Raw genomic sequence first — 18,230 nt, 5'->3', positions numbered from 1 at the left:
ACCCGTGCCTGAACTTCCCGAAGTCGAGGTGGTCCGCCGCGGCCTGGTCAGCTGGGTCCGCGGCAGGACCATCACCGGAGTCGACGTGGTGGACCCGCGATCAGTTCGCCGGCATGCCCTGGGTCCCGAGGATTTTGCCGGGAACCTTGAAGGGGCCAAAGTCCTCGACGTCGTCCGCCGCGGCAAGTTCCTCTGGATGCCGCTGCAGGGGGACGGCGCACCGCGCCTTACTGCAGATGGCAGCGGCTCCGGGCTCCCCGCCGTCGCGCTCATGGCGCACCTTGGCATGAGCGGGCAGCTCCTGATGCAGGACAGCTCCGTCCCGGACGAGAAGCACCTGAAGGTCCGGCTGAAACTCAGCCGGGACGGAACCATGCCGGAACAGTTGCGTTTCGTGGACCAGCGGATCTTCGGCGGCCTGTTCGTCACCTCCCTCGTTCCCACGGACGACGGCGGCCCCGGCGGGAGCGCTGAGGACCCCGTGCCGGTCATCGCCGAGGAAGCGTCGCACATCGCGCGCGACCCCCTGGACCCGCATTTTTCCTTCGACACCTTTTACCGCCGGCTCCGGAAACGGAAGACCGGGCTCAAGCGCGCGCTGCTGGACCAGGGGCTCGTTTCCGGGATCGGCAACATCTACGCGGACGAGGCCCTCTGGCGGGCAAAGCTGCACTATGCCAGGCCCACCGACACCCTTCGGCGGGCCGAAGCCGAGCGCGTCCTCACTGCTGCCCGCGACGTGATGACCGACGCCTTGGCAGCCTGCGGCACCAGCTTCGATTCCCTGTACGTCAACGTCAACGGCGCATCGGGCTACTTTGAACGGTCCCTTAATGCCTACGGCAGGGAGGGTGAGGAGTGCCGGCGCTGTGCCGCCGCCGGGGTCCGCAGCTTCATGCGGCGGGAGCAGTTCATGAACCGTTCCTCCTACACCTGCCCGGTCTGCCAGCCGCGGCCGCGCAACGGCCGCTGGTGACCATTGCCGCGGCGTTGCCGAAGGCCCGAAAAGCTGCAAATCCGGGTTCCTGACCGGCTTGCCGGTAAATTTGGTGGCAAGCAGCCGCTGCCGCCACCTATGGAGATCTGAAAAACCTTGCACCTCAAAAGTCTGACCGTCCGGGGCTTCAAGTCGTTTGCGTCGGCCACGACGTTCGACTTTGAGCCTGGCGTCACGGCCGTCGTCGGGCCCAACGGCTCGGGCAAGTCCAACGTGGTGGACGCCCTGGCCTGGGTCATGGGGGAGCAGGGCGCCAAAACCCTCCGCGGCGGCAAGATGGAGGATGTCATCTTCGCCGGCACGTCCGGCCGCCCGCCGCTGGGCCGCGCGCACGTCTCGCTCACCATTGACAACACCGACGGCGCCCTCCCGATCGAATACAGCGAGGTCACCATCTCGCGGACACTGTTCCGCACCGGCGGTTCCGAGTACGCCATCAACGGCTCGGCGTGCCGACTGCTGGATATCCAGGAACTCCTTTCCGACTCCGGACTCGGCCGCGAAATGCACGTCATCGTGGGACAGGGCCAGCTGGACCGGGTTCTGCACGCCACCGCCGAGGACCGCCGGGGTTTCATTGAAGAAGCCGCCGGCATCCTCAAGCACCGGCGGCGCAAGGAAAAGACTGTCCGCAAGCTGGAGGCCATGCAGGCGAACCTCCAGCGGCTTAGCGACCTGACCGGGGAGATCCGGCGGCAGCTCACCCCGCTGGGCAAGCAGGCGGAGGTGGCGAGGCGCGCCCAGACGGTCCAGTTCGAGGTCCGTGACGCCCGCGCCAGGCTGCTGGCCGATGACCTTGTCCAGCTTCAGAACACCCTGGCGCAGGACATCGCCGACGAGTCCGCGCTGAAGGCGCGGCGCGGCGTCGTCGAATCCCAGCTTGAGGACGGACGCAGGCGGCAGGCGGCCCTGGAACAGCTCGCGGCGGAGGCCACTCCCCGGCTGAACGCGGCCCGGGACACCTGGTACCAGCTCTCAGCGGGACGGGAGCGCCTGCGTTCCCTCGCCTCCCTGGCGCAGGAGCGCTGCCGCCTGCTGGGGTCTGCTGATCCTGCACCGGATCCCGGCCGGGACCCGGAGCAGCTGGAGCGGCAGGCCGCACGGGTGCGTGCCGAACAGGCGGACCTGGAACAGGACATCCTGGCCGGGCGCGCCGCGCTGGAAGCCGCGACTGCCGCCAAGGCAGCGGCTGAGGACGCCGCCGCTGCCGAAGAGAAGCGGCTCACCGCTGCCCTCCGCGCCGCCGCCGACCGGCGCGAGGGCCTGGCCCGGCTGGCAGGCCAGGTTGCCGCCGCCCGGTCCAAGGTGGAATCCGCCCAGGCGGAAGTTGGCCGGCTCCGGGAATCCCTGGCCGCCGGCGAGGAGCGCCGCCGGCATGCCCAGACCGAGTTCACTGCGCTGGAATCGCAAGTGGCCGGCGTCGAAGACGGCGAGGAGACCCTCGACGCCGAATACGAGGATGCCAGTGCGGCCCTGGACGGCATCCTCGCCGAGATTGATGAGCTAAAGAGCACCGAGCGGGACTCCGTCCGTGAACGCGACGCGCTGAAGGCACGGCACGAAGCCCTGCAACTGGGACTTAGCCGCAAGGACGGCTCCGAGCACGTCCTTGGCGCAGGCGTGGCCGGGACCGTTGGCCCCCTCGCTGCTGCCCTGACCGTCGAACCGGGGTACGAGGCCGCAGTGGCGGCAGCCCTGGGCAGTGCATCGGATGCCATCGTGGTCCGGGACGCCCATACGGCGGCCAAACTGGTCCGCCTCCTCAAAGACGACGACGCCGGCCGGGCCACGCTGCTGCTTGAGGCTGCGGACGCTGATGGACACCCGGCTTCTATCCCTTCCGCCGCTGGCGCTGTCCTGCCGGCCGCGGCCAGGCCGGCGGCGGACCTGGTAACGGCCTCCGGAACCACGGCCGCAGCCGTGCGCACACTGCTCTCCGCCACCGCCGTCGTCGAGAACCATGACACTGCCGCGGAACTCGTCGCGATGCGCCCGGAGCTCACCGCCGTGACGCTGGCCGGCGACGTGTTCACTGCCTGGACCGTCACGGGTGGTTCCGCGAAGGCGCCCTCGCTGCTCGAGGTCCAGGCCGCCGTCGACGACGCCGCAGCCCGCCTCGCGGCGGTTACCGCCGCACTGGAACGGTGCCGCTTTGCCCTGGCCGGAGCCGAAGCGCGGCGCGCCGACGCCCAGGAACGGGCAGACGCCGCCCTGGACCGGCTGCATGAATCGGATGCGCGGCTGGCGGCGGTGGCCGAACGGCTGGGCCACCTCAACTCGGTCCTGCGCAGCGCCGTCGGGGAAAGCGAAAGACTGGCCGCGTCGCTGGCCCGCGCCGAGGCGAATATCGCCACCGAACAGGAGGCGCTGGCGACGGTGACCGCGCGCCTGGCCGCGGCCCAGGACGCGCCTATCGAAGAAGAGCCGTCCACCGGGCAGCGGGACGCACTCGCATTGGCCGCGTCCCAGGCCCGGTCCGCCGAAATGGAAGCGCGGCTCGCGCTCCGCAGCAGGGAGGAGCAGCTGACGGCCATCCGCAACAGGGCCGCCTCGCTGGAACGGGCGGCGGCCTCGGAACGTCGGGCGCGGGAACAGGCAGCCGAACGGGCCCGCCGCCGGAGGATCCAGGCCAGGCGGGCCGCCGCAGTCTCGGCCGCCGCCGCGCAGCTGATCCGGTTCAGCGACGTTTCCGTAGAGCTGGCAAGCCGGGAGCGGGACCACGCCGAACAGGTCCGCGAGCAGCGCGACCGGGAACTGGCCTATATCCGCACAGCCAATGACGCCCTGGCCCGCGAACTCGCGGAACTGACCGACTCGGTGCACCGCGACGAGCTGGCGCGCGCCCAGCAGCGGCTCCGGATCGAAGCGCTGGAAACAAAGTCGGTCGATGAGCTGGGGCTGACCGCCGACCAGCTCGTGGCGGACTACGGCCCGGACCAGCCGGTTCCCCTGCCCGCTGCCGCGTCCACGGACAAGTGGGCCGCCCTGCGGGCGCCGGTGGATGCCGAAGGACAGCCGCTCGTGGAGGGAGTGCCGTTCGTACGGGAGGAACAGGAAAAGCGGCTCCGCAAGGCGGAACGGGACCTCTCTTCCCTGGGAAAGGTCAATCCCCTGGCACTCGAGGAGTTCGCCGCGCTCGAGGAACGCCACCAGTTCCTCAGCACCCAGCTGGAGGACCTGAAGGCCAGCCGCAAGGATCTGCTGGACATCATCAAAGAAGTCGATGACCGGGTGCAGAAAGTCTTTTCGGAGGCGTTCGCCGACACCTCGGCCCAGTTTGTGCGGGTCTTCGGCCGGCTCTTTCCCGGCGGCGAAGGCAGGCTGGTACTGACCGATCCCACCGACATGCTCACCACCGGCATCGAGGTGGAAGCCCGGCCCGCCGGGAAGAAGATCAAGCGGCTGTCCCTGCTGTCCGGCGGTGAGCGGTCCCTGACCGCGGTGGCCCTGCTCGTGGCCATCTTCAAGGCCCGGCCCTCGCCGTTCTATGTCATGGATGAGGTAGAAGCGGCCCTTGACGACACCAACCTGGGCCGGCTCATCACGATCTTTGAAGAGCTCCGGGAATCCAGCCAGCTGATCGTGATCACGCACCAGAAACGGACCATGGAGGTCGCCGACGCCCTCTACGGCGTGACCATGCGCGGCGACGGCGTGTCCACCGTCATCAGCCAGCGGCTGGGAGCGGACGTCTAGGCGGACGCCAAGCGCCCCGGCTGCTTGTGAGAAGCTAGGGGTGTGAATGACATTATCCCCATTCTTCTGCCCATTCTTGCTGCCCTGGTGGTCATCGGCGGGCTGATTCCGGTCCTCATGAAGGCCCGGAAATCCGGCACGCAGTACCCAAGCACCCGGGACGCCAACGATCCCGTCGAGCCCCGCGCAGGCGGCGGGACCCTCCTCGAGGACCGTCCCGCCGCGCCGGCGCCCGCCGACCGGAAGGCGCCGGACGGCGTCGACCTCGAAAGGCTGGAAGCCGAGGTCCCGGATGACGCGGCCGGGCTTGAGACCATCGCGGTGGAAACCCCGCTGCCCGTGGCCGGCCGGCTCACCCGCCTCCGTGAGCGCCTGGTCAAGTCCAACAACGTCCTGGGCAAGGGCCTGCTGGCGCTGCTCTCCAGCGACAGGATCGATGAGAACGTCTGGGATGAGGTGGAGGAAACCCTGCTCCTGGCGGATCTTGGCACGGAACCCACCATGCAGCTCGTGGACGCGCTCCGCGAACGCGTCAAGGTGCTCGGTGCGCGCGATCCCGAGCACGTCAAGGCCCTGCTCCGCGAAGAGCTCATCAAGATCGTGGACCCGTCCATGGACCGGAGCCTGCGGATCGACCGGCACGCGGACCGTCCCGCGGTCATGATGGTGGTGGGCGTCAACGGCGTGGGCAAGACCACCACGGTGGGCAAGCTGGCCCGTGTCCTCGTCGCGGAGGATAAGGACGTCCTGCTCGGTGCCGCGGACACCTTCCGTGCGGCCGCCTCCGAGCAGCTGGCCACCTGGGGGCAGCGCGTGGGGGTTCCCACCGTGAAGTCCGGTATCGACGGTGCAGATCCGGCGTCGGTGGCGTACGAGGCCGTCAAGGCCGGCATCGACCAGGAAGTCGACGTCGTCATGATCGACACCGCAGGCCGGCTGCAGAACAAGGTCGGGCTGATGGACGAGCTCGGCAAGGTCAAACGCGTCGTGGAAAAGCTGGCAGAGGTGGATGAGGTCCTCCTGGTGCTGGACGCCACCACCGGCCAGAACGGGCTGAACCAGGCGCGCGTCTTCGCTGAAGTCGTCAACATCACCGGCATCGTGCTGACCAAGCTGGATGGCACCGCGAAGGGCGGCATCGTCGTCGCCATCCAGAAGAGCCTCGGCGTGCCCGTGAAGCTCATTGGACTCGGTGAAGGCGCCGACGACCTCGCACCATTCGAGACCGAGGGGTTCGTCGACGCCCTCCTGAACTGAAAGCAGGTTAGGCTGGCTGCTTCTGCACCGTCTCCCGGGCGGCCAGCCAGCCGAGGGCGGCGACCAGCAGCACAGCCCCTGTGGCAGCGAAGGCCCAGCTGTAGCCAAACCGGTCCGCCAGGAGCCCGACCAGCACAGGCCCGAGGATGGCACCGATATCGGACGTCATCTGGAAGGCCGCCAGCACGGGGCCGCCCGAGCGCTCGCGGCCGATCACATCGGCAACCGCGGCCTGCTGCGCCGGGTTGAGCATGCCGGCTCCTATCCCGGCCAGGATCGACGCCGCCAGGAACCATCCCAAATCGTGGGTGAGCCCGATTCCAGCGGTGGCCGCGCCCGTGACTAACAGGCCGGCCACCATCATGGGCTTCCTGCCCAGGCTGTCCGCCAGCCTCCCCGACACGGTCAGGGCGAGGGCGTTGCCGGCGGCGAAGACAGCCAGCGCCCAGCCGGCCGCCTCCGGCCCGGACCCCAGGGCCGTGACGGCGAACAGCGGCACCGTTGCCATGCGCACACCGAATGTCGCCCACCCGTTGGCGAAACTGGAGAGCATGGCAGCCCGGTAGGCGCTGTCGCCGATCGCCTCCTTGAGTTTCATGGCCGGTGCGCCGCCCGCCTGTCCGCGGGCTGAGCCGGGAACATGGCTGAGCTGCGTCTGCACCACCAGGGCCGCCAGGACCAGCGCTCCGGCGTAGGCCAGGAACGGGATGCGCAGGCCGAGGCCGGCCAGCAGGCCGCCGACAACCGGCCCGCAGACGTTGCCGATCAGGAAAGCCGACGCGTAGGCTCCCGACACCCTGCCGCGGCTCTCCGGCGGAGCGAGCCTGACCACCAGCGCCATCGACGCCACGGTGAACATGACCGATCCCGCACCGCCCAGCCCGCGGAACACCAGCAGCTGCCAGTAGTTTTGGGCGAAGGCGCACGCCGCGGTGGACGCCGCCACGATGAGCAGGCCTGCCACGTAGATCGGGCGCTCGCCCAGCCGGCCGATGAGCGCCCCGCCGGCGGGGGCGAACAGCAGCCGCATGAACGCAAAGATACTGACGATGACGGCGGCGGCCGTCGCTCCGACGTCGAACGTGGTGGCGAACTGCGGCAGCACCGGGGCCACCAGGCCAAAGCCCAGGGCTATAAGGAATGCTGCGACGAGCATCACCTTGATGTCACGGGGCAGCGGAGCGCCGTCGGGGCGGCGGACCGCACTGAACCGGAGTTTTCCCGCGGCGTTACGGGGGAGTGGGGGCATGTTGCGGGGGATCCTTGCAAAACGGGCGGAACGGGCGTTTGGGGCGGCTGAAACATAACCGTAACAAGCAGGATATGCACCATTTACGTCAGGGAGGTTGATGTAACAGACCGGCAATCTAAATCCTCAGCCAGCGAAACACACCGGGGCAAAACTTGATTCAGGACGCAAAAGGCGTTGGGCAGGCGGATCACTCCGCGCATTCGATCAAGAGAGGACGTGCACCATGGAACTTACCGCAGGTCACGTATGGCTCATGGTGGCGGCGGCACTTGTGCTGTTCATGACACCAGGTCTGGCATTTTTCTACGGCGGCATGACGCGCGCCAAGGCTGCACTGAACATGATGATGATGAGCTTCATCTCCATCGGCATGGTCGGCGTGGTGTGGGTACTCTGGGGCGCATCGATGAGCTCCGGTGAGGGATTCCTGCAGATGGTCGGGAACCCGTTCGCCACCTTCGGCCTTGAGGGCATCAACACCCCTGACGGACTCATCAAGGTCGGTTACGCAGCCACCTTCGCCATCATCACCGTCGCCCTCATCAGCGGCGCCATTGCAGACCGCGCCAAGTTCGGCGCCTGGAGCGTCTTCGTCCCCGTCTGGGTCACGCTGGTCTACTGCCCCCTCGCCTACATGGTCTGGGGTGGCGGCCTCTTCGGCCCCGAAGGCGCCATCGGCAAGGCCCTCGGCCCGGCCATCGACTTCGCCGGCGGTACCGTGGTGCACATCAACGCCGGTGTTGCCGCGCTGATCCTGGTCCTCATCATCGGCAACCGCAAGGGCTTCGGCAAGGACCCGAACCACCGCCCGCACAACATTCCGTTCGTCATGCTCGGCGCGGCCATCCTGTGGTTCGGCTGGTTCGGCTTCAACGGCGGCGCCGCCACCACCGCGGAACAGGGCGGCCTGATCTGGATCAACACCCTGGCTGCCCCCGCCGCCGCGATGCTTGGCTGGCTGGTCACCGAACGCATCCGTGACGGCCACCCCACCTCGCTGGGTGCCGCCTCCGGTGTTGTCGCCGGCCTCGTCGCCATCACCCCGGCTTGTGCAAACGTCAGCCCGGTCGGTGCCCTTGGACTGGGCGTGGTAGCCGGTGTGGCCTCTGCACTCGCTGTCGGCCTGAAGTTCCGCTGGGGCTTCGATGACTCCCTGGACGTCGTGGGCGTCCACCTCGTCTCCGGCATCATCGGCACCGTGGCCCTGGGCTTCATCGCCCTGCCGACCGACGGGGTCGGCGGCGGCCTCTTCTACGGCGGCGGTTTCGCCCAGCTGTGGGCACAGGTGGCAGCAGCCGGCATCGCCATCGCATACTCGGCGGTCCTGACCACGATCATCGCACTGGCCATCCACAAGACCATGGGCTTCCGCGTCTCGCAGGAGCAGGAAGCAGTGGGCGTGGACCTCAGCCTGCACGCCGAAACGGCTTACGAATTCGGCGTCGGCGGCCACGGCGGCAGCTTCCAGCCCCTGCACGAGCTGATCACCGGCAAGGTCCCGGCCACCGGCGGACAGACCAGCGGCACGGATGCGCTTCCCGCAGCCACCGATGGCAAGAAGGCAGAAGAAGTAACAGGCAAGGAAAGCGTGGGGGCATGAAACTGATCACAGCAATCGTTCGTCCGGAGAAGCTCGAAACGATCCGCGAAGGCCTGGAGGCCTACGGGGTCCAGGGCCTGACCGTCAGCGCAGCCAGCGGTTACGGACGGCAGCGCGGCTACACCGAGGTCTACCGCGGCGCCGAGTACAACGTGGACCTGCTGCCCAAGATCCGCGTTGAGGTGCTGGCCACGGACGAACAGGCTGACGACATCCTGGATGTCATCATCGCCAGCTCCAACACGGGCCGCGCCGGCGACGGCAAGGTCTGGACGGTCGATGTCTTCGAAGCAGTGCGGGTGCGCACGGGTGAACGCGGCGTAGCCGCCATCTAGCACCGGAAACCAGCCCAACGCAGCGGGAGGGCCGGTCACCTTACCTGGGTGACCGGCCTTCTCCGCTTTTAAGCAGGCCCCTGCGAGCCCGCCCGGTATTCCTCGAGCGGAACCTTGCCCGCTTCCCAGGCCGCAAGCACCGGCTCCACGATCCGCCAGCACTCTTCCGCGGTGTCACCCCGGACGGACAGCAGGGGGTCCCCGGTCAGGACGCCCTCCAGCACCTCCCCGTAGGGCAGCAGGTCTGAGGCGTTGAGCTCGGCCACGAGGGCGGCCCGGTCCAGGCTGAAGATGTCCCCCGGCCCGTTAACATCGACGTCGAGCTCCAGGGTGTCCGGGCCGAAACCGATCCGCAGGGTGTTCGGGGTGTCCCTGCCTGTGAAGCCGGCGGGAAGGTGCGGAACCGGCCGGAAGGTCACCACCGCTTCCTTGCGCTTGGTCCCCAGGGCCTTGCCTGAGCGGAGGATGAACGGCACGCCCTTCCAGCGCCAGTTGTCAATCTTCACCTGCACCTCGGCCAGCGTCTCGGTGTTCCGGTCCGGGTCCACCCCCTCCTCGGCGGCGTAGTCGGGGACGTCCTTGCCGCCCAGGCTTCCGGCCAGGTAGCGCGCCCGGACCGTGCTCTCCGTGTAGGGCTGCCTGATGCTGCTGGCCCGCAGCACTGCGGCGACGGCATCGCGGAGGTCGCGCTCGCCGATGGTGGCCGGCGGCTCAATGGCCAGCAGTGCCATGATCTGCAGCAGATGGCTCTGGATCATGTCGCGCAGGGCGCCGGCGCCGTCGTAGTAGCGGGCGCGCCCCGCAAGGGCCAGGTCCTCCTCGAAGATGATCTCCACCTTGGCAATGTGGTCGCGGCTCCAGACCGGCTCCAGGAAATTATTGGCAAACCGGAGGCCGAGGATATTCAGGACTGTGGCCTTGCCCAGGAAGTGGTCAACGCGGTGGATGTGGTCCTCGGGGACCAGGGTCAGGAGGGTCCGGTTGAGTTCACGCGCCGATTCCTCCCCGGAGCCGAAGGGCTTCTCCATCACCAGGCGTGTTCCGGCGGGGACCTGTTCCGGACGCAGGATTTCACAGGCCTTCTGGCTCACCTGCGGCGGCAGCGCGAAGTAGACGGCGACCGGCCCCTCAAGATCGGCCAGGAGCTGCGCGAGTGGGCCGTCGGCGGTGACGTCCGCTTGGCGGTATTCCGTCGATTTTTCCATGGCGGCCAGTGCGTCCTTGCCGGCGTCGTCCGCCGACTGGGCGGCCGCCTCAAAAGCTCTGTGCACGCGCTCCCGCCACTGTTCCGGCGACCATGGGTCCGAGCCGGCACCCACAAGCTTCAGGCCGCCGGCACGGCCTTTGGCCACGAGCCTGGCCAGGCCGGGAAGGAGGAGCCGGCCGGTAAGATCGCCGGAGGCACCGAGGATGAGCAGGGTTTTCACAGTCGTTTGGCTCGTCACCCTGCCAGCATGCCACCTGTAAGGCTGACTTGATACCCTAGATAGTCGAGTCCCGTACATCCACTGAAAGAAGTGCACGGCGCGTGTTCAATTCACTCTCTGACCGGTTGACAGCAACCTTCAAGAACCTCCGCGGCAAGGGCCGCCTCACCGAGGCAGATGTCGACGCCACGGTCCGCGAGATCCGGCGCGCCCTGCTGGATGCGGATGTTGCCGTGCCCGTGGTCCGCGAGTTCACCGGGCAGGTCCGTGAGCGCGCACTCGGCGCCGAGGTTTCGGGGGCGCTGAACCCCAGCCAGCAGATCGTGAAGATCGTCAACGAGGAGCTCGTTGAAATTCTCGGCGGCGAGACCCGCCGAATCCGGATGGCCAAGACGGGCCCCACCATCATCATGCTTGCCGGCCTCCAGGGCGCGGGCAAGACCACCCTGGCCGGAAAGCTGGCCAAGTGGCTCAAGGCCCAGGGCCACAGCCCCATCCTCGTTGCCTGTGACCTTCAGCGCCCGAACGCCGTGACCCAGCTGCAGGTTGTGGGCCAGCGCGCCGGCGTTCCCGTCTTCGCCCCGCACCCGGGCGCCACCTCCGAACTGGAGCACCCGGCCGGCGACCCCGTCGCCGTCGCCCGTGCCGGCGTCGAGGAAGCACGCCAGAAGCTGCACGACGTCGTCATCGTGGACACCGCCGGCCGCCTCGGCGTCGACGCCGACATGATGGAGCAGGCGCGCCAGATCCGCCGGGCCATCGTGCCCAACGAAGTCCTCTTCGTCATCGACTCGATGATCGGCCAGGACGCCGTCAACACGGCCACGGCGTTCGATGAGGGCGTGAACTTCACCGGCATCGTGCTGTCAAAGCTCGACGGCGACGCCCGCGGCGGTGCAGCGCTGTCCGTCTCGTCGGTCACCGGCAAGCCGGTTATGTTCGCCTCGACCGGTGAAAGCCTGGACGACTTCGAGCTCTTCCACCCGGACCGGATGGCCTCGCGCATCCTGGACATGGGTGACGTCCTCTCGCTGATTGAGCAGGCGGAAAAGTCCTGGGACAAGGAAGAAGCCGCCCGGATGGCGAAGAAGTTCGCCGACCAGGAAGACTTCACCCTGGACGACTTCCTCGCCCAGATGCAGCAGATTCGCAAAATGGGCTCCATGAAGAAGATGCTCATGATGATGCCCGGTGCCCAGAACATCCGGCAGCAGCTGGAGCAGTTCGACGAGCGCGAAATCGACCGGGTGGAGGCTATTGTCCGCTCGATGACCCCGCATGAGCGGCTGGCCCCGAAGATCATCAACGGTTCGCGACGGGCCCGTATCGCCCGCGGCTCGGGCGTGCACGTCTCGGAGGTCAACGGCCTGCTGGAGCGCTTCGGCCAGGCCCAGAAGATGATGAAGAAGATGGCCCAGGGCGGCGGCATGCCGGGCATGCCCGGAATGCCTGGCATGGGTGGCGGCGGTGCCCGCAAGGGCGGCAAGAACGCGCCCAAGAAGAAGGCGCGCTCAGGCAATCCCGCCAAGGCGGCGCAGGAGCTCCGCGAAGCGGAGGCCAGGCGTGCGGCCGGGGCGAAGGCCGTGCCCACCGGAGCGGCCTTCGGGCAGCAGTCCGGCGACTTCGATCCCTCCCAGCTGAACCTTCCCAAGGGCTTCGACAAGTTCCTGGGCGGCAAATAGGGCGCTCGGTCATGTCGGCCAGCGCCGGTGTCAGACCGCTGCCATAGGGTTGGGTCATGCATAAGCAGCGGGTAGTCTTCGTCCACGGTGCCGGTAGCTTCGGCTCCGCGGCGTGGCCGCGCCAGCATGGCATGGCTCTGCAGTATGACGCCCTCTTTCTGCGGCGCCACGGTTTTGACGCCGAGGCAGAGCCGCTGGAAACCGACTTCGCCGAGGACGCCCGCATCGTGCTGCAATCGCTGGCCGACGACGGCCGGGGGGCCGCCGGGGGCCACGTGGTTGCGCACTCGCAGGGCGCAATCGCCGCGATGATGGCCGCCGTCGAACGCCCTGATCTGGTCTTCTCGCTGACGCTTGTGGAGCCGGCCTGCCTGTCGCTCACCGCGGATTTGCCGGCTACCGCCGCTCACCGTGCCCTGATGGAGCCGCTGTTCGACGTCCGGCACCAGCTCGGCGACGACGATTACGAACGCGAATTTTTACGCCGGGCGTTCGCTGCGGACACCCCGGAGCCCAGTACGCCGGAGGCGAAGCGTGCTGCCAGGCGGCTTCGCCTGCAGGCACCTCCGTGGCAGGCGCCGCTGCAGATCGTGCCCGGTGTTCCCACGCTGGTCCTCACCGGCGGCTGGGAGCCGCTGTATGAGGAGATCGCGGGCTACCTGCGCGAGACCGGTGCCCTGCACCGCATCGCTGCGGGAGGGCACCGGCCCCACGACTCACCGGAGGGCGACCGGCACATCAGGCTGTTTATCGCCGAGGTCAGCCGGCGGCAGCAGCCCAAAGCGTCCTGATTACGACCGGCGGGCCGATTCCGGCAGCCGCAGCTCCGGCAGGTACACCTTTCCGCCGGCAGCGAGGAATTCCTCGCTCTTCTCGCGCATGCCTTCCGCCATCTCGGCGAGGGCGGCCTGCGCTTCCGCAGAGCCGTACTCGTTACGGATGTCCTGGCTGATGCGCATGGAACAGAACTTGGGTCCGCACATCGAGCAGAAGTGCGCCGTCTTCGCAGGCTCCGCGGGCAGCGTCTCGTCGTGGAAGGACTCGGCAGTCACCGGATCCAGCGAAAGCGCGAACTGGTCGCGCCACCGGAACTCGAACCGGGCCTTGGACAGCGCATCGTCCCGCTCGTTCGCGCCGGGGTGGCCCTTGGCAAGGTCGGCCGCATGGGCAGCGATCTTGTACGTGATGACGCCGGTCTTGACGTCATCCTTGTTGGGCAGGCCCAGGTGTTCCTTGGGCGTGACGTAGCACAGCATGGCGGTGCCGTAGCGGGCGATTTCCGTGGCGCCGATGGCCGAGGTGATGTGGTCGTAGCCCGGGGCGACGTCTGTCACCAGCGGTCCCAGGGTGTAGAAGGGCGCACCCTTGCAGAGCTCCTGCTGGCGTTCCACGTTCTCACGCACCAGATGGAACGGGATGTGGCCCGGGCCTTCCACCATCACCTGCACGTCGTACTCCCAGGCGCGCTGGGTCAGCTCGGCCAGGGTATCCAGTTCGGCGAACTGCGCGGCATCGTTGGCGTCCGCCGTCGCGCCCGGCCGCAGCCCGTCGCCCAGCGAGAAGGCGACGTCGTACTTGGCGAAAATCTCGCAGAGCTCGTCAAAGTGGGTGTACAGGAAGTTCTCCTGGTGGTGCGCCAGGCACCAGCCGGCCATGATCGAGCCGCCGCGCGAAACGATGCCGGTGACGCGGTTCGCCGTAAGGGGCACATACCGCAGCAGCACTCCGGCGTGGATGGTCATGTAGTCCACGCCCTGCTCGCATTGCTCGATCACGGTGTCACGGAAAATTTCCCACGTCAGCGCGTTCGCTTCGCCGTTGACCTTTTCCAGCGCCTGGTAGATCGGCACCGTGCCGATAGGGACGGGGGAGTTGCGGATGATCCACTCCCGCGTGGTGTGGATGTCATCACCCGTGGACAGGTCCATCACGGTGTCCGCGCCCCACTGGGTGGCCCACTGCAGCTTGTCCACCTCCTCCGCGATGGAGCTGGTCACAGCTGAGTTGCCGATGTTGGCGTTGATCTTCACCAGGAATGCCTTGCCGATGATCATGGGCTCGGATTCGGGGTGGTTGATGTTGCTGGGGATGATGGCCCGCCCGGCGGCGAGTTCGCTGCGGACCAGTTCCACGTCGCAGTTTTCGCGGAGGGCCACAAAGCGCATTTCGGGGGTGATGATGCCCTGCCGTGCATAGTGCATCTGCGTTACGGTTTTGCCCTCCGCCCCGCGGCGGGGCACCGGCCTGGCGCCCTTCCACTCGGCCGAAGCCGCGCCGCGGCGCACGGCCGACTTGCCGTCGTCGAGCAGGTTCCGTTCGCGTCCGTCGTACGTTTCCGTGTCTTCCCGTGCCTGGATCCATTCCGCACGGAAGGGTGCGAGGCCCACCACCGGGTCGCTGCCCGGTCCCGCCGTGCGGTAAACGCGCAACGGCTCATTCTGCTCACCGTTCGGTGACGGCTCCAGGGCGATTTCCGTTACCGGAACACGCAGGCCGTCGCCTTCGAGATAGGCCAGTGAATGGGATTTCAGCGACTGCGTGACGGATTCTGATCCGCTTTGGGCTGATTCATTTTGGGCAGGGGTCAGCTGTGATTTCTGGGTGCTCAATTTACTGCTCACTTCCTTCGCCGGCATTACCCGGACAGGTTCGACGGTCGCAGGCTGCGTCAGCCTGATCTCAGCCCCTGCAAGGGCACCCGTGTGGTCGTTAGACGAAGCTACCACAGCCCGGATTGTGCCTGTCCATCTGTGAAGGAGGCCAAAGCTGCGGCCTAAGCTGGTGGAATGGCGCACATTATTGAATTCAGCGGCACTGTGCTCACAGCGGCGGATGAGGAACGCCGGGGGCTCTGGGCTGTGGACGGGAAACTGACGTTCAACCCGCCAGGCCAACGGCCTGATGCCGTCCTGGACGGCTGGGTCCTGCCCGGATTCGTGGACGCCCACTGCCATGTCGGCCTCGGTCCGGGCGGTCCGGTGGACGACGCCGTGGCGTATGACCAGGCCATGACGGACCGCGACGCCGGCACGCTCCTGGTGCGGGATGCGGGGGTGGTCAGCGACACCCGCTGGCTGCAGCAGAGGCCTGACGCGCCGCGCATCATCCGGGCGGGCCGGCACGTTGCCAGGTCCCGCCGCTACCTTCGGAACTTCGCCGTCGAAGTTGAACCGGATGGCCTCGTCGAGGCGGTGCGCAAGCAGGCGCGGCAAGGTGACGGCTGGGTCAAGCTGGTGGGGGACTGGATCGACCGCCCGGCCGGTGACCTCGCGCCGTCGTTTCCGGCCGCCGCGGTGCGTGACGCTGTCCGGGCAGCCCATGACGAGGGAGCCAGGGTCACGGCGCACTGTTTCGGCGAGGACACGCTGGATGACATGCTCGACGCCGGCATCGACTGCATTGAGCACGCCACCGGGCTGCTGCCCAGGCACATTCCCCGCTTCATCGAGCAGCAGGTGCCGATCGTTCCCACGCTCATCAACATCGCCACCTTCCCCGACATTGCGGATCAGGCCGAACCTAAGTTCCCACAGTATGCCGCACACATGCGCGCACTCTGGGCCCGCCGTCGCGAGCGTGTCCTGGAAGCGTACGAGGCCGGCATCGAAATCTATGCGGGAACTGACGCCGGCAGCGTGATCCGGCACGGCCGCATTGCCGACGAAATCCTCGAACTGCATGCAGCGGGGCTGCCGGCCGCAGCGGCGCTGGATGCCGCCTGCTGGCGGGCGCGCCGGTGGCTGGGAGCCGATGGGGTAGCGGAGGGGGCAGACGCCGACGTGGTGGTCTGCCGCGAGGACCCGCGCACCGTGCCGGAAACCATCCGCAACCTGGGGAATGTGATCTTGCGGGGCGGGATCGTCCGTTAGGAATAAATTGAAGCTTCAAGTAATTTAGAGATGTAAAGACTGCCGAAGTCCGGCGGTCCGGACACTCGGGAGTATTCAATGACAGCAGCAGTCAGCAGCCAGGACTTGCTTCCTGCCGACCTCACCATGGGCACCGTCATGCTCAAGGTGGGCGACATGAAGCTCATGACCGACTACTACCAGCGCGCCCTCGGCCTCGACGTTATCGCCGAGCAGGACGGCGGTCTCTACCTTGGCCGGCTGAAGACGCCGCTGGTGCACCTCGCCCCCGCGCCGGGACTCAACATCCCCGGCCGCGGTGAAGCCGGCCTCTTCCACACCGCCCTCCTGTTCGAGGACCAGTCCTCCCTCGCCGCCACTATTGCCAGTGCGGCCCGGTATGAGCCGCAGTCCTTCGTGGGAAGTGCCGACCATCTGGTGAGCGAGGCGTTTTATTTCACTGATCCGGAAGGCAATGGGATCGAACTCTACTGGGACCGGCCCCGCGAGGCCTGGTCCTGGGACGGTAAGAACGTGGTCATGGACAACGTCGCGCTGCCGCCGCAGAAGTACCTGCAGGACCACCTCACGCAGGAATCCGTCGTCGGCCAGCACGGCGCCGGCGCGGAGGTGGGGCACGTCCACCTGCAGGTGGGGGACGTGCAGTCCGCCCACGAATTCTACGTCGGCACCCTGGGGTTCGAAAAGACGGCGGGTTGGCACGGCCAGGCCCTCTTCGTGTCGGCCGGCGGCTACCACCACCACATGGCCATGAACGTTTGGAACAGCCGCGGCGCCGGACCTCGCCGCGACACTCTCGGCCTCGGCGAGGTCCTCATCGAAGTCCCTTCCGGCGACGACGTCGGCGCTTTGGCCGACCGGCTGAGGGCAGCCGGCGTCGGATCACACCACACCGGTGCCGAGCTCCGCTTCGAGGACCCGTGGCGCAACCGGCTCCGGGTCGCTGTCCGGTAAGCGCCGCTGTTCGAAAATTCTGCGCGCTGAGCCGGGCCGACCCGGTTGGGTTAGGCTGACATCCGAAGGGCCCCAGCGCTGCCGGGGCATGCACCGCCAACGGAATGAGGACGAATCCATGGGCTTCACCGAAGTGTTTGTCGCCACCCACAATGACGCCCTCAAGCGCGCAGAGGCGCTGGAAGGCGGCGCCGCCGCCGGTGACGGCATCCGCATCGCCGGCATCAGCGATTTCGAGATTGAACAGCTCGGTGACTTTGCCGGCGCCGCTGTGCACGCCGCAGGGGCTGACTACGAGCTGGCCATGGTGGACGTGGCCAGCGACTCCCTCCTCGGCGTGCCCGCGGCCATGGTCAGGGCGCTGGCGGAGCTCCTCACCTATGAGTCCGAGGGTGAGGGCAACGTTCTGGACGAGGTCGCCGAGCGCTGGGCAGCCGAGGATGACATGCCGTTCGGCGCCGGGGAGGCACGGAAGTACGTCCAGCAGCTGGCAGAGCTCGCCGGTACCGTGGACGAAAGCAGCAGGACCGGGCTCTACGTCTGGTCTTCCTAGCCGGCGATGGGAGCGGGTCCTCGTGTCAAGTCGAAATAACGCGGACGATCTGGCACAATGAACAGGTACTCGATCTGCGTGGCCCCTCTCTCCGCGTCTGGATCCTGTCCTTTTCGAACCCCCAAGTACGGCCCGCCCCACGGGTGCAGAACGCGGGTTCAACCCCGTTTCAGAAACAGGAGTGACCACAAAAGTGGCCGTAAAGATTCGCCTTAAGCGCTTCGGTAAGATGCGCGCACCGTACTACCGCATCGTTGTCGCCGACTCGCGCACCAAGCGTGATGGCCGTGCCATCGAAGAGATCGGCAAGTACCACCCCACCGAGGAGCCCTCATACATCGAGGTCAACTCCGAGCGTGCCCAGTACTGGCTGTCCGTCGGCGCGCAGCCTTCGGAGCAGGTTGCCGCGATCCTCAAGATCACCGGCGACTGGCAGAAGTTCAAGGGTCTGCCGGGCCAGGAAGGCACCCTGAAGACCAAGGCCGACAAGGAAGCATTCGTTGCTCCGGAGAAGGGTTCCGTAATCATCCCGGAAGCCATCACCAAGAAGGCCAAGGCATCGGAAGCCCCCGCCGAGGCTGAAGCAGAGACCACCGAGGCTGAGTAAA

14 protein-coding genes and 1 riboswitch are annotated in these 18,230 nt (G+C 67.4%); of the genes, 11 read left to right on the top strand and 3 right to left on the bottom strand.

The features are described 5' to 3' along the window. Nucleotides 1-4: 4 nt before the first annotated feature. The 3 genes from mutM to ftsY all read left to right on the top strand — a co-directional run bounded on the left by mutM (nt 5) and on the right by ftsY (nt 5,950). Nucleotides 5-976, top strand: coding sequence for a bifunctional DNA-formamidopyrimidine glycosylase/DNA-(apurinic or apyrimidinic site) lyase (gene mutM, locus ACFUTU_RS07325; RefSeq protein WP_377962679.1), 972 nt, complete (start codon nt 5-7; stop codon nt 974-976). A 117-nt stretch (nt 977-1,093) separates the two neighbouring features. Further along, a complete protein-coding gene (smc, locus tag ACFUTU_RS07320; RefSeq protein ID WP_377962676.1) occupies nt 1,094-4,693 on the top strand; it encodes a chromosome segregation protein SMC in 3,600 nt (1,199 codons plus the stop codon). Between the two features lie 42 nt (nt 4,694-4,735). Beyond that, nucleotides 4,736-5,950 (top strand): signal recognition particle-docking protein FtsY, encoded by a 1,215-nt coding sequence (ftsY, locus tag ACFUTU_RS07315; protein WP_377962673.1) that lies wholly within the window; start codon nt 4,736-4,738, stop codon nt 5,948-5,950. A 7-nt stretch (nt 5,951-5,957) separates the two neighbouring features. On the opposite strand, the gene ACFUTU_RS07310 is transcribed toward ftsY, so the two are convergent. Further along, nucleotides 5,958-7,199: an MFS transporter gene (locus ACFUTU_RS07310; protein WP_377962670.1), complete on the bottom strand. Its 1,242-nt coding sequence runs from the start codon at nt 7,197-7,199 to the stop codon at nt 5,958-5,960. 226 nt (nt 7,200-7,425) lie between these two features. Here ACFUTU_RS07310 and ACFUTU_RS07305 point away from each other — a divergent pair, with 226 nt between their 5' ends. Both ACFUTU_RS07305 and ACFUTU_RS07300 read left to right on the top strand, forming a co-directional pair. Further along, the gene (locus tag ACFUTU_RS07305; RefSeq protein WP_377962667.1) at nt 7,426-8,802 is read left to right on the top strand and encodes an ammonium transporter; all 1,377 of its coding nucleotides are present in this window, start codon (nt 7,426-7,428) and stop codon (nt 8,800-8,802) included. Further along, a complete protein-coding gene (locus ACFUTU_RS07300; protein ID WP_009356573.1) occupies nt 8,799-9,137 on the top strand; it encodes a P-II family nitrogen regulator in 339 nt (112 codons plus the stop codon). Before ACFUTU_RS07305 ends, ACFUTU_RS07300 begins: the two co-directional genes overlap by 4 nt. Nucleotides 9,138-9,205: 68 nt before the next feature. Here the strand turns inward: ACFUTU_RS07300 and ACFUTU_RS07295 are convergent, their stop codons facing one another. Further along, on the bottom strand, nt 9,206-10,582 hold the full coding sequence (locus ACFUTU_RS07295) for a glucose-6-phosphate dehydrogenase (RefSeq protein ID WP_377962664.1): 1,377 nt from the start codon (nt 10,580-10,582) through the stop codon (nt 9,206-9,208). An 83-nt stretch (nt 10,583-10,665) separates the two neighbouring features. On the opposite strand from ACFUTU_RS07295, the gene ffh reads away from it, so the two are divergent. Together ffh and ACFUTU_RS07285 are read left to right on the top strand one after the other, a co-directional pair. After that, a complete protein-coding gene (ffh, locus tag ACFUTU_RS07290) occupies nt 10,666-12,246 on the top strand; it encodes a signal recognition particle protein (protein WP_377962662.1) in 1,581 nt (526 codons plus the stop codon). Between the two features lie 56 nt (nt 12,247-12,302). Continuing rightward, nucleotides 12,303-13,037 carry an alpha/beta fold hydrolase gene (locus ACFUTU_RS07285; protein WP_377962659.1) on the top strand — a complete coding sequence of 245 codons (735 nt, stop codon included), beginning with the start codon at nt 12,303-12,305 and terminating at the stop codon, nt 13,035-13,037. On the opposite strand, the gene thiC is transcribed toward ACFUTU_RS07285, so the two are convergent. Continuing rightward, the gene (thiC, locus tag ACFUTU_RS07280) at nt 13,038-14,855 is read right to left on the bottom strand and encodes a phosphomethylpyrimidine synthase ThiC (RefSeq protein ID WP_377962656.1); all 1,818 of its coding nucleotides are present in this window, start codon (nt 14,853-14,855) and stop codon (nt 13,038-13,040) included. Further along, nucleotides 14,851-14,958: riboswitch (TPP riboswitch) on the bottom strand. Its footprint overlaps the gene before it by 5 nt. 74 nt (nt 14,959-15,032) lie before the next feature. Here thiC and ACFUTU_RS07275 point away from each other — a divergent pair. The 4 genes from ACFUTU_RS07275 (at nt 15,033) to rpsP (ending at nt 18,229) form a co-directional block, all read left to right on the top strand. Further along, on the top strand, nt 15,033-16,115 hold the full coding sequence (locus ACFUTU_RS07275) for an amidohydrolase family protein (RefSeq protein WP_377962653.1): 1,083 nt from the start codon (nt 15,033-15,035) through the stop codon (nt 16,113-16,115). Nucleotides 16,116-16,193: 78 nt separating this feature from the next. Then, complete coding sequence (locus tag ACFUTU_RS07270) at nt 16,194-17,069, top strand: VOC family protein (RefSeq protein ID WP_377962650.1); 876 nt, start codon at nt 16,194-16,196, stop codon at nt 17,067-17,069. A 118-nt stretch (nt 17,070-17,187) separates the two neighbouring features. Further along, nucleotides 17,188-17,622, top strand: coding sequence for a hypothetical protein (locus tag ACFUTU_RS07265; RefSeq protein WP_377962647.1), 435 nt, complete (start codon nt 17,188-17,190; stop codon nt 17,620-17,622). 193 nt (nt 17,623-17,815) lie between these two features. Then, on the top strand, nt 17,816-18,229 hold the full coding sequence (gene rpsP / locus ACFUTU_RS07260) for a 30S ribosomal protein S16 (RefSeq protein WP_102972220.1): 414 nt from the start codon (nt 17,816-17,818) through the stop codon (nt 18,227-18,229). Nucleotide 18,230 lies beyond the last annotated feature (1 nt).

It is taken from the genome of Arthrobacter sp. NPDC057388, assembly GCF_042668165.1.
Lineage (GTDB): Bacteria > Actinomycetota > Actinomycetes > Actinomycetales > Micrococcaceae > Arthrobacter.
The sequence above is the reverse complement of the archived record's forward strand: the minus strand, read 5'-3'. Positions and strand labels throughout refer to the sequence as shown.

What these genes read in the sequence shown, in the direction of transcription:
- ACFUTU_RS07310 (WP_377962670.1), bottom strand. Translation starts at nt 7,199, where the DNA reads ATGCCCCCACTCCCCCGTAACGCCGCGGGAAAACTCCGGTTCAGTGCG.
- ACFUTU_RS07305 (WP_377962667.1), top strand. Translation starts at nt 7,426, where the DNA reads ATGGAACTTACCGCAGGTCACGTATGGCTCATGGTGGCGGCGGCACTT.
- ACFUTU_RS07300 (WP_009356573.1), top strand. Translation starts at nt 8,799, where the DNA reads ATGAAACTGATCACAGCAATCGTTCGTCCGGAGAAGCTCGAAACGATC.
- ACFUTU_RS07285 (WP_377962659.1), top strand. Translation starts at nt 12,303, where the DNA reads ATGCATAAGCAGCGGGTAGTCTTCGTCCACGGTGCCGGTAGCTTCGGC.
- ACFUTU_RS07275 (WP_377962653.1), top strand. Translation starts at nt 15,033, where the DNA reads ATGGCGCACATTATTGAATTCAGCGGCACTGTGCTCACAGCGGCGGAT.
- ACFUTU_RS07270 (WP_377962650.1), top strand. Translation starts at nt 16,194, where the DNA reads ATGACAGCAGCAGTCAGCAGCCAGGACTTGCTTCCTGCCGACCTCACC.
- ACFUTU_RS07265 (WP_377962647.1), top strand. Translation starts at nt 17,188, where the DNA reads ATGGGCTTCACCGAAGTGTTTGTCGCCACCCACAATGACGCCCTCAAG.